This window comes from Paraburkholderia antibiotica, assembly GCF_012927125.1.
GTDB classification, from domain to species: Bacteria; Pseudomonadota; Gammaproteobacteria; order Burkholderiales; family Burkholderiaceae; genus Paraburkholderia; species Paraburkholderia antibiotica.
Genome location: NZ_JABBFZ010000001.1, coordinates 63,291 through 74,581, shown reverse-complemented (window position 1 = coordinate 74,581; position 11,291 = coordinate 63,291). Strand labels below are relative to the sequence as shown.

At 65.1% G+C, this 11,291-nt stretch carries 8 protein-coding genes; 2 read left to right on the top strand and 6 right to left on the bottom strand.

Annotated features, from left to right (window positions below; all coding sequences use genetic code 11):
- Positions 1 to 120 precede the first annotated feature (120 nt).
- From nadC to purN, 6 genes are all read right to left on the bottom strand, one after another.
- Positions 121 to 1,062, bottom strand: coding sequence for a carboxylating nicotinate-nucleotide diphosphorylase (gene nadC, locus HHL14_RS00320; protein ID WP_407945255.1), 942 nt, complete (start codon positions 1,060 to 1,062; stop codon positions 121 to 123).
- 8 nt (positions 1,063 to 1,070) lie between these two features.
- Positions 1,071 to 2,210, bottom strand: coding sequence for a quinolinate synthase NadA (gene nadA, locus HHL14_RS00315; RefSeq protein ID WP_206002170.1), 1,140 nt, complete (start codon positions 2,208 to 2,210; stop codon positions 1,071 to 1,073).
- Between the two features lie 131 nt (positions 2,211 to 2,341).
- Positions 2,342 to 3,538 (bottom strand): DesA family fatty acid desaturase, encoded by a 1,197-nt coding sequence (locus tag HHL14_RS00310; RefSeq protein WP_169495612.1) that lies wholly within the window; start codon positions 3,536 to 3,538, stop codon positions 2,342 to 2,344.
- 200 nt (positions 3,539 to 3,738) lie between these two features.
- Entirely contained in the window at positions 3,739 to 5,154 is a 1,416-nt protein-coding gene (locus HHL14_RS00305; protein WP_230412875.1) for a mechanosensitive ion channel family protein, read from the bottom strand.
- Between the two features lie 72 nt (positions 5,155 to 5,226).
- The gene (locus tag HHL14_RS00300; RefSeq protein ID WP_169495611.1) at positions 5,227 to 6,486 is read right to left on the bottom strand and encodes an RsmB/NOP family class I SAM-dependent RNA methyltransferase; all 1,260 of its coding nucleotides are present in this window, start codon (positions 6,484 to 6,486) and stop codon (positions 5,227 to 5,229) included.
- Positions 6,483 to 7,136 (bottom strand): phosphoribosylglycinamide formyltransferase, encoded by a 654-nt coding sequence (purN, locus tag HHL14_RS00295; RefSeq protein WP_169495610.1) that lies wholly within the window; start codon positions 7,134 to 7,136, stop codon positions 6,483 to 6,485. The genes HHL14_RS00300 and purN overlap by 4 nt, the downstream gene beginning before the upstream one ends.
- 150 nt (positions 7,137 to 7,286) lie before the next feature.
- Between purN and HHL14_RS00290 the strand changes: the two genes are divergently transcribed.
- Together HHL14_RS00290 and ileS are read left to right on the top strand one after the other, a co-directional pair.
- Positions 7,287 to 8,282 (top strand): bifunctional riboflavin kinase/FAD synthetase, encoded by a 996-nt coding sequence (locus tag HHL14_RS00290; protein ID WP_169495609.1) that lies wholly within the window; start codon positions 7,287 to 7,289, stop codon positions 8,280 to 8,282.
- A 161-nt stretch (positions 8,283 to 8,443) separates the two neighbouring features.
- Positions 8,444 to 11,281 (top strand): isoleucine--tRNA ligase, encoded by a 2,838-nt coding sequence (ileS, locus tag HHL14_RS00285; protein ID WP_169495608.1) that lies wholly within the window; start codon positions 8,444 to 8,446, stop codon positions 11,279 to 11,281.
- Positions 11,282 to 11,291: the final 10 nt, after the last annotated feature.

Genomic DNA, 11,291 nt, shown 5'->3' with positions numbered 1-11,291 from the left:
GGCTGAAACAACGGCGCAAAAACGACAAGGCCCTCGCCGGAGTGAACCCGGCGAGGGCCTTGTCTGTTCGTTCGGCCACGGCACCCGCAAGCGCGAGGCTGCAGCGCTAACGCATGAACCTCAAACGATCCGCATCGAATAGTCGGTCGCTCGTACGTCCTTGGTCAATGCGCCGATCGATACGCGATCGACACCCGTCTCCGCGATCGTGCGCACGGTTTCGAAGTTCACGCCGCCGGAGACTTCCAGCACCGCGCGCCCCGCCGTAATCCGAACCGCGTCACGCATCATGTCGAACGAGAAGTTATCGAGCAGAATCGATTGCGCGCGATGCGCGAGCGCGGTTTCCAGTTGCTCGAGCGTTTCGACCTCGATCTGGATCGGCACGCCCGCATTCAACGCGAGAGCCGCGTCCATTGCCGCGCCAACGCCGCCGGCCGCCGCGATATGGTTTTCCTTGATCAGAATGCCGTCGTACAGCGCGAGCCGCTGGTTCGCGCCGCCGCCGACACGTACCGCGTATTTCTGCGCGAGCCGCAAACCGGGCAAGGTCTTGCGCGTATCGAGCACGCGCGTGCGCGAGTGAGCGATCGCGTCGACATAACGGCGCGTCGCGCTCGCTACGCCAGACAGCAACTGCAGGAAATTCATCGCGTTGCGCTCCGCGGTCAGCAGCGCACGCACCGGGCCGCGCAATTCGCAGACCGGCGAATCCGCACTCATCCGCTCGCCCTCGCGATAACGCCACCGCACCTCGATGCGCGGATCGACTGCGCGCATCACCGCTTCGAACCACAGCACACCGCACAGCACCGCGTCCTCTCGCACGATGATGCGTGCGTCGCGCACGTCGTCGGCAGGCACGAGACGGCCGGTCTGATCGCCGCTGCCGACGTCTTCGGCGAGCGCATCCGCGACATTGCGCGCGAGCGCCGCATCGAACGCCGCGCCGTATTGCGCGTGAATCTCCGCGAAAAGTGGAGACACCGCGTTGTTGGCGTCGCCATGGGCCGCGCCGTTGGCCTCTTCATGCATCACTGCCTGCTGCAGCGCCTTTTCCATCACCGTCATTACGCTGCCCCCACGTTCGAATACAGTTGCGCATCGCGCGCGAGATCGCCGCTTGCCTGCACGCGCTTCTTGTGACGCGCCGCGAAGTCGAGCATCCGATCGATCGGCAGACGCGCCCGCTCGCCAATCGCACGATCGACGAAAATCTCGTTGTGGCCGCGCTCGAGCACGTCGACCAGATTCGCGAGACCGTTCATCGCCATCCACGGGCAGTGCGCGCAGCTCTTGCAGGTCGCGCTGTTGCCGGCCGTCGGCGCGGCGATCAACGTCTTGCCGGGCGCGGCGAGCTGCATCTTGTGCAGGATGCCGAGGTCGGTCGCGACGATGAAATGGCTCGCGTCGAGCTTCTGCGCGGCGTCGATCAACTGCGTGGTCGAGCCGACCACATCCGCCTGCGCGACCACGTTGGCCGGCGACTCCGGATGCACGAGCACCTTAGCGCGCGGATACTCGGCGCGCAGCAGATCCAGTTCGATACCCTTGAATTCGTCGTGGACGAGGCACGAGCCCTGCCACATCAGCATGTCCGCGCCGGTCTTGCCCTGAATGTAACTGCCAAGATGACGATCCGGCGCCCAGATGATTTTCTCGCCACGCGCATGCAGATCGGCGACGATCTCCAGCCCGATCGACGACGTCACCATCCAGTCCGCGCGCGCCTTCACTGCTGCGCTCGTGTTCGCATACACGACCACCGTGCGATCCGGATGCGCATCGCAGAACGCCGAGAACTCGTCGACCGGACAGCCGAGGTCGAGCGAACATGTCGCATCGAGATCCGGCATCAGAATGCGCTTGTCGGGGCTCAGAATTTTCGCGGTCTCGCCCATGAAGCGCACGCCCGCGACCACCAGTGTCTGCGCGTCGTGATCGCGACCAAAACGCGCCATTTCCAGCGAATCGGCCACGCAGCCGCCGGTCTCGTCGGCAAGTTCCTGCAACTCAGCGTCGACATAATAATGCGCGACGAGCACCGCTTTCTCACGCTTGAGTAGCGCGCGAATACGCGCTTTCAGCGCCAATTTCTCTTCCGCCGACGGCGTTTCGGGCACCTTCGCCCACGCCTGCCCGATGCCACAAGTCGTACCCTGCGCCTGAGGCCGGTCGTATTCGACGCTCCTGATCGCCTGCTGCTCCATCATCTCCTCTGCCCTCGCTTGGCCGCCGCGGTTGACGGTCGCATCGCTTTCGTCGGACGATTTTCCGCGGCCCAAAAAAGCAAAACCCCGCCAACGCGGGGTTTTGTGACGTACCGAAATTTTAATGGATTTCAGGCATAGCGACGCAGTCGCATCGCGAAGTCCTGCAGTGCCTTGATACCGCTCTGCTCAGCGCGATGGCACCAGTCCTGCAACTGCACCAGCAATTGCTCGCGCGATGCATTGGAACGTTCCCACATCGACGCGAGTTCGTTGCGCATGTCGATATAGGTCTTCAGCTTCTGGCTATTCGCGAAAATCTGCGGCAGCTGGCGCTTCTGCGGCTCGTTCAGGCCTGCTTCTTCCTTGTGAAACCAGCTACGCGCGCCACGCATCACCTGATACTTCTCGCGTGCGCCGACTTCCTTCAGATGCGCGAGCTCCTGACGGTAGGCGCGCTTGATCGCCTTCGCGTAACGCGCCATCACTTCGTAGCGGTTCGCGAGCACGGCCTGCAGCGTGTCCTGATCGAGCACGAGCTTGCCGGTCGTCAGACGCGGCGTGGGCGCAACCTTCTTCACCTTGGCCAGACGAAACGCCTGCATGATGCGGATGTACATCCAGCCGATATCGAACTCGTACCACTTGTTCGACAGCTTCGCGGACGTCGCATACGTGTGGTGATTGTTATGCAGTTCTTCGCCGCCGATGATGATGCCCCACGGAAAGATGTTGGTGCTCGCATCCGACGAATTGAAGTTGCGATAGCCCCAGAAGTGCGCGAGACCATTGACCACGCCCGCGGCCCAGAACGGAATCCAGACCATCTGCACGGCCCAGATGGTCAGGCCCACCACGCCGAACAGCGCGACGTTGATCACCATCATCAGGCTCACGCCGAGGATCGGGTACTTCGTGTACACGTTGCGCTCCATCCAGTCGTTCGGCGTGCCGTGGCTGAACTTGCGCATCGTTTCTTCGTTTTTCGCTTCGGCGCGATAGAGCTCAGCGCCTTCGAGCAGCACCTTCCAGATGCCGCGCGTTTGCGGACTGTGCGGATCTTCCTCGGTCTCGCACTTCGCATGGTGCTTGCGGTGAATCGCGGCCCACTGGCCGGTCAGCATGCCGGTGGTCATCCACAGCCAGAAACGGAAGAAATGACTGACGATCGGGTGCAGCTCCAGTGCGCGGTGCGCCTGGCAGCGATGCAGATAAACGGTCACGCCGATGATCGTGATGTGCGTCACGACGGCCGTGTACACAATGAGTTGCCACCACGAGAAATGCAGCAGGCCATGGGCAAGAAAATCGAGCAAAGAATTCAACAAGGTAAGTTACCTGCAGAACGAGAAATTCGGAGCACACGCGGCGCGTGTGTCAAGAAAGTGAAAGCATAACGCCGGATTGGACGACATTCTACTTGAAGCGTTCCAAGTGTTTGTAACAAATAGGGATTTTTTGTGCGCTATCAATGTGATAGCAGTTGCCGCGGCAACGGTGTGCTGCTCGCGGCGACCTGAAACGGCTGTTAGCGGCCGTCGTTGACAGCCCCGCCCAGCGGCCTGAGCGCGACGTCCGACGAGGCCTCCGGCGCGACCGCCTGGGTCAAATCGGTCATTGTTACCGGTTGCGGTATTGTGCCGCCCGCCGGGCCGACGATCCGCACCTCGCGTTGCGCGAGCGGGATCTTGACGCCGTGCTCGGAGAACAGACGCCAGATGTTGCGGTTGACGCTCGAGCGCACGCCCGAGGTGCCGCTCGCCGCGTCGTCGATCCAGAAACCCAGTTCGAGATTGATGCCGTCCGGGCCGAAGCCGACCAGAAAAGGCGTCGGCGCCGGATCGCTCAGCACCCGCGGCACGTCGGCGGTGGCTTGAGCGAGCAGCGCCATGGCCTGCTCGACGTCGGACGTGTAGGCGATCTGCACGGCCGCCCGCGCGTAACCGCGCGTCAGATACGACGACTGGTTCTGCACGACGTCGGTGATCAGTTTTTCGTTCGGAATCAGCGTTTCGATGCCGTCGAGTCCGCGCACCACGGTGTAGCGCGTGCGGATCTGCGTGACACGGCCCTGCAGGCCCGTCACGTTGATCGTGTCGCCGATCCGCAACGAGCGGTCGAGCAGGATGATGAAGCCCGACACGTAGTTGCTCGCGATCTTCTGCATGCCGAAGCCGAGGCCGACGCCGAGCGCGCCGCCGAACACGCCGAGCACCGTGATGTCGATGCCGACGATCGACAGGCTGATCAGGATCGCCGCCAGCACGAAGGCCGCCCGGCCGACGCGCGCGACCACCACCTTCAGGTTCGCATCGAGCGTTTTCGAGCGCATCAGGCGGTCTTCGAACGTCGAGCCGAGCCACATCGCGACGATCATCGTGACGCCGACCCACAGCAGGCCGGTGACGAGCGACAGCAGCGTCATGTGCGCATTGGCGACCCGGAAGCGCACGCTGTCCATCCACGCGATCACGCTGTCCTGGATGCCCATCAGCGTGAGCACCATGCCGACCCACACGATCACCGACACGGTCTTCTCGACGAGGAACAGCCACGGATGCACGCCGCCGTCGCGGTTGAACACCCGCCGCGCGAAGAAGAACACGATGTAGATCAGGCCGATACCGACGAGCGGCACCAGCGCGAGATTGAGCAGTGCCGTGTGCATGAACTGCCCGGCGATCGCCCGCGCGATCCACACGAGCGCCGCGCCGATCAGCGGAAAAGCCGCGCGATTGAGGCTTTCCATGCCGAAGCGCAGGCTCTGGTAGCGCGGCAACGACAGCTGCTGCGACTGGGACTGCGCCACGCGCCGACGCAGCAGCCGCGCGAGCAGCCAGGCCACCGCCAGCGTCACGAGCAGGATGCCGACCTGCCACAACATCACGGGCTGACCGAAGTCGCGCGCGATGTCGCCGAACATATGAGGAGAGAGGGTATTCATGATGTCGCCGAAAGCGCCGGCGCGGGCGGGCGGCAAGCCGACCCGCGCGCACCGGCGAGGCGCCGGTCGTGCTTAGCTCTGACGCTCGAGCACGGCGGCGAAGAAGCCGTCCGTCGCATGGCGATGCGGCCACAGCGACAGGTAATCGCCCATTTCCAGCTCGATGCGCTGCTCGGCGAGCACGTCGCGCACCGGCACAAGTGCGAAGTCCGGATGATCGGCGAGGAACTGCTGCACGATTGCCTCGTTTTCCGCTTCGAGAATCGAGCAGGTCGCGTAGACGAGCCGGCCGCCCTTCTTCACCAGACGCGCCGCGCTCGCCAGAATCGACGCCTGCTTCGGCGCCAGCTCGGCGATCGACTCCGGCGACTGGCGCCACTTCAGGTCCGGATTGCGGCGCAGCGTGCCGAGGCCGCTGCACGGCGCATCGACCAGCACACGGTCGATCTTGCCGGCCAGACGCTTGATCTTCGCGTCGTGTTCGCTGTCGATCAACACCGGGTTCACGTTCGACAGGCCGCTGCGCGCCAGGCGCGGCTTGAGCTTGGCGAGACGCCGCTCGGAGATGTCGAACGCGTAGAGCCGGCCGGTCGAGCGCATCGCCGCGCCGAGCGCCAGCGTCTTGCCGCCCGCGCCCGCGCAGAAATCGACGATCATCTCGCCGCGCCGCGGCGCGACCAGCGAGCACAGCAGCTGGCTGCCCTCGTCCTGCACTTCGAGCCAGCCCTGCTGGAACGCGTCGAGCTTCGTCAACGCCGGCTTGCCGACCACGCGCACGCCGAACGGCGCGAACGGCGTCGCGCCGGCCTCGATGCCGGCCTTCTGCAATGCGCCGAGCACGTCGTCGCGGGTCGCCTTGATCGGGTTCGCGCGCAGATCGAGCGGCGCCGGGTAGTTCAGCGCGGCGGCCAGCTGCGCGAGCTCAGCCGGTTCGATGCGGGTGCTCAGCGCGTCGCTGATCCAGCCGGGCAGGTTCAGACGAATCCGCAGCGGCAGGCTTTCCGGGTCGATTCTCGCGACGTGTTCGAGCCAGGTCGCCTCGGCCTCGCTGACGAACGGCTTCAGTGCGTTGCGCCCGGCCGTCTGCATCAGGCCCAGCAGCGCCATCCGGCGTGCCGGGTTGCCCGAGCCGCTCTCGGCGAGGTGGGCGAATTCCATCCGGCGGCGCAGCACCGCGAACACCGCCTCGGCGATCACGCCGCGCTCGCTGTGGCCGAGCTTCGGATGCGCGCGGAAAAAGCGGCTGGTGGTGGCGTCGGCCGGGCCGTTCAGGCGCAGCACTTCGGCCAGCAGCGTTTCAGTTTGTCCAATCAGGAAACCATGTAATCTCATGCGCCCTCTCCGGCGGTGTGACCGGCAAAGAGCCATTGCGGCTCCGACGGCGTAAGCGTGACACGCAGGCCATCGAGAGCAAGACGCCCTTCGACGAACCAGCGCACCGCGCGTGGATAAATAATATGTTCGGTCGCGAGCACGCGCCCGGCAAGCGTGGCGGCGGTATCGCCGGCAACGACGGGGACCGCCGACTGCACCACGATCGGCCCGTGATCGAGCTGCGACGTGACGAAATGCACCGACGCGCCATGCAGCCGCACGCCGGCGTCGAGCGCCTGCTGGTGGGTCTTGAGGCCCGGAAAGCTCGGCAGCAGCGACGGATGCACGTTCAGCATGCGCCCGGCGTAATGGTCGACGAAGCGCGCGGTCAGCACCCGCATGAAGCCGGCGAGCACCACCAGGTCCGGCGCAAATGCGTCGACCTGTTCGGCAAGCGCTGCGTCGAAGCTATCGCGATCCGGAAACTGGCGATGGTCCACCACCGCGGTGGCGATGCCGTGCGACGCCGCGAACGCGAGTCCGGCGGCATCGGGACGGTTGGCAATCACGGCGGCGACCTGCGCCGGCCAACCCTCGCTCGCGCAGGCGCGCACGATGGCTTCCATGTTGCTGCCCCGTCCGGAAATCAGGATGACGAGTTTTTTCATGCGCGGATTTTATCATTCGGCAATCGTCCGACCGCGACCGCGCAGCCGTCTGTTGCGCCAAGCGTTTATAATCGATTGTTTTGCGGCACTCTGGCCGCCATTGCGGGCCAGCCGCTCGCCACTGCCACCCAACCGCTGCAACCCGCTATCGTGAGAGTCTTCCGCGGTCTTCCCAATGCCGAAAGCCGCGCGCCCTGCGCGCTGACCATCGGCAACTTCGACGGTGTCCACCGCGGCCACCAGGCGCTGCTCGCCCACGTGCGCGCCGCCGCCGATGCGCGCGGCCTGCCCGTCTGCGTGATGACCTTCGAGCCGCATCCGCGCGAGTTCTTCAACCCGGCCGGCGCGCCGCCGCGCATCGCGATGCTGCGCGACAAGCTCGAGGCGCTGCGCACCAACGGGGTCGACCGCGTGGTGGTCGAGCACTTCAATCACACGTTCGCGAGCCAGTCGCCGGATGCGTTCGTCGAGCGGATCATCGTCGGCGGGCTGCACGCGCGCTGGGTCATGATCGGCGACGACTTCCGCTACGGCGCGAAGCGTGCCGGCGACTTCGCGTCGCTGCAGGCAGCCGGCCGTCAGCACGGCTTCGAAGTCGAACAGATGGCCACGGTCGCGGACCCGTCGGGCGCGCGTATTTCGAGCTCGGGCGTGCGCGCCTCGCTGATCGCGGGCGACCTCGACGCGGCACGCGCCGCGCTCGGCCGCGATTACCTGATCAGCGGCCACGTCACGCACGGCATGAAGCTCGGCCGCGATCTCGGCTTTCCGACGCTCAATCTGCCGATCGCGCACAAGCGCCCGGCGCTCGCCGGCATCTTCGTCGTGCAGGTGCACGGCATCGCGGAGCAACCGTTGCCCGGCGTCGCGAGCCTCGGCCTGCGCCCCACCGTCGACGACTCCGGCCGCGTGCTGCTCGAAGTGCATCTGCTCGATTGGCACGGCGACGCGTATGGCAAACTCGTGCGCGTCGAATTCCTGAAAAAGCTGCGCAACGAGGAAAAGTTCGTCGACCTCGAAACGCTGACCGCCGCAATCGCGCGCGACGTCGCCAATGCCCGCGCGTGGTTCGCGGCCGTCGGCGCCGGCACGCCGGGCAGTCGTTCCACCGGTTTCGCCACCTCGGCCACCGACCGAATTAGATAGCCGCCGCGGTTCGGGCCGGCGCAGCGCGCCGCAAGAACCGCCACCGCGCATCGAAGGGCGTCCGGGCTTCACACGAGCCGCCTGCCGGGCGCGTCCCACGCCACGGCTGAGCGCAACCCGCGCGCCGCTACGCATACAACGCATTCACCGCCACCCACATCATGAGCAACAAGAAAGCCGATTCGAAACCGCAGTCCCGCTACCCGGTCAACCTGCTCGACACGCCGTTTCCGATGCGCGGCGACCTGCCCAAACGCGAGCCGCAATGGGTCAAGGAATGGCAGGAACGCAAGGTCTACGAGACGATCCGCGCCGCCTCGAAGGGCCGCAAGAAGTTCATCCTGCACGACGGCCCGCCGTATGCGAACGGCGACATCCATCTCGGCCACGCGGTGAACAAGATCTTGAAGGACATGATCGTCAAGGCGCGCAACCTCGCGGGCTTCGACGCGGTCTACGTGCCGGGCTGGGACTGCCACGGCATGCCGATCGAAATCCAGATCGAAAAGCAGTTCGGCAAGTCGCTGCCGGCCGCCGAAGTGATGCAGAAGGCGCGCGCCTACGCGACCGAGCAGATCGAGAAGCAGAAGGTCGGCTTCCGCCGTCTGGGCGTGCTCGGCGACTGGGACAACCCGTACAAGACGATGAACTTCGCGAACGAAGCCGGCGAAATCCGCGCGCTCGCGAAGATCATGGAAAAGGGCTACGTATTCCGCGGCCTGAAGCCGGTCAACTGGTGTTTCGACTGCGGCTCGGCGCTCGCCGAGGCGGAAGTCGAGTACAAGGACAAGACCGATCCGACCATCGACGTACTGTTCAGCTTCGCCGAGCCGGAAAAGACCGCGCAGGCGTTCGGCCTCGCCGCGCTACCGCGCAACGAAGGCGGCATCGTGATCTGGACCACCACGCCGTGGACCATCCCCGCCAACCAGGCGCTGAACCTGCATCCGGAAATCGTCTACGCGCTGGTCGACACGCCGCGCGGCCTGCTGATTCTGGCTGAAGAGCGCGTCGAAGCGTGTCTGAAGCAATACGGTCTGGAAGGCACGATCGTCGCGACCACGCCGGGTGAAAAGCTCGTCAATCTGCGCTTCAACCACCCGCTCGCGTCCGCGCATCCGGCCTACAAGCGCACTGCGCCGGTCTACCTCGGCGACTACGTGACGACCGAAACCGGCACGGGTGTCGTGCACTCGTCGCCGGCCTACGGCGTGGAAGACTTCGTGTCGTGCAAGGCGCACGGCATGTCGGACTCCGACATCATCAACCCGGTGATGGGCGATGGCCGCTACATCGAATCGCTCGCGCTGTTCGGCGGCCTGTCGATCTGGGCGGCCAATCCGCAGATCGTCGAAGCGTTGCAAGGCGCGGGCTCGCTGCTGCGCACCGAAAAGTATTCGCACAGCTACATGCACTGCTGGCGCCACAAGACGCCGATCATCTATCGCGCTACGTCGCAATGGTTCGCCGGCATGGACGTGAAGCCGAACGACAGCGACAGGACGCTGCGCGAAACCGCGCTCGAAGGCATCGAGAACACCGCGTTCTATCCGTCGTGGGGCAAGCAGCGCCTGTTCAGCATGATCGCGAACCGCCCGGACTGGACGCTGTCGCGTCAGCGTCAATGGGGCGTGCCGATGGCGTTCTTCGTGCACAAGGAAACCGGCGAGCTGCACCCGCGCACGCTGGAACTGCTCGAAGAGGTCGCGCAGCGCGTCGAGAAGGCCGGCATCGAGGCATGGCAGACGCTCGATCCGCGCGAGCTGCTCGGCGACGATGCAAACATGTACGAAAAGAACCGCGACACGCTCGACGTGTGGTTCGACTCGGGCACCACGCACTGGCACGTGCTGCGCGGCTCGCACAAGGACGAGCTGCAATTCCCGGCCGATCTGTATCTGGAAGGCTCGGACCAGCACCGCGGCTGGTTCCACTCGTCGCTGCTGACCGCATCGATGCTCGACGGCCGGCCGCCCTACAACGCGCTGCTCACGCACGGCTTCACCGTCGACGGCGAAGGCCGCAAGATGAGCAAGTCGCTCGGCAACGGTATCGATCCGCATGAAGTGGCAAACCGCCTCGGCGCGGAAATCATCCGCCTGTGGATCGCGTCGACCGACTATTCGGGCGAACTCGCGATCTCCGAAGAAATTCTGAAGCGCGTGACGGAAGGCTATCGCCGGATCCGCAACACGCTGCGCTTCCTGCTCGCGAACCTGTCGGACTTCGACTTCGCGCAGCACGCGCGTCCGGTCGAAGACTGGCTCGAGATCGATCGTTACGCGGTAGCGCTGTCGGCGAACCTGCAGAACGACATCCTCTCGCACTACGAGAAGTACGAGTTCCACCCGGTCGTCGCGAAGCTGCAGACGTTCTGCTCGGAAGATCTCGGCGGCTTTTATCTCGACGTGCTGAAGGACCGCCTGTACACCACGGCGGCGGACTCGGTTGCGCGCCGCTCGGCGCAGACCGCGCTCTACCACATCGCGCACGGCCTGCTGCGCGTGATGGCGCCGTTCCTGTCGTTCACCGCCGAAGAAGCGTGGAAGGTGTTCCAGCCGAACAGCGAGACCATCTTCACCGAGACCTACCACGCGTACCCGGCCGTGCCGGACGCGGGCGCGCTGCTCGACAAGTGGACGCTGCTGCGCGCCGCGCGCGGCGACGTGACCAAGGCGCTGGAAGAGGCGCGCGTCGCGAATCTGATCGGCTCGTCACTGCAGGCGGAGGTCGAAATCCGTGCGAGCGGCGCGCGTTACGACGCGCTCGCCAGCCTCGGCGACGACCTGAAGTTCGTGCTGATCACGTCGGCGGCGAACGTCGTCAAGGTCGGGAGCGAAGCGGACGAAGGCGTCGAAGTGATTACGTCGAAATACCTGAAGTGCGAACGCTGCTGGCACTACCGTGCGGACGTTGGCGCGAACGCCGAGCATCCATCGCTGTGCGGCCGCTGCTTCAGCAATCTGTTCGGCAATGGCGAAACGAGGAGCGCGGCATAATGGCGGGAAG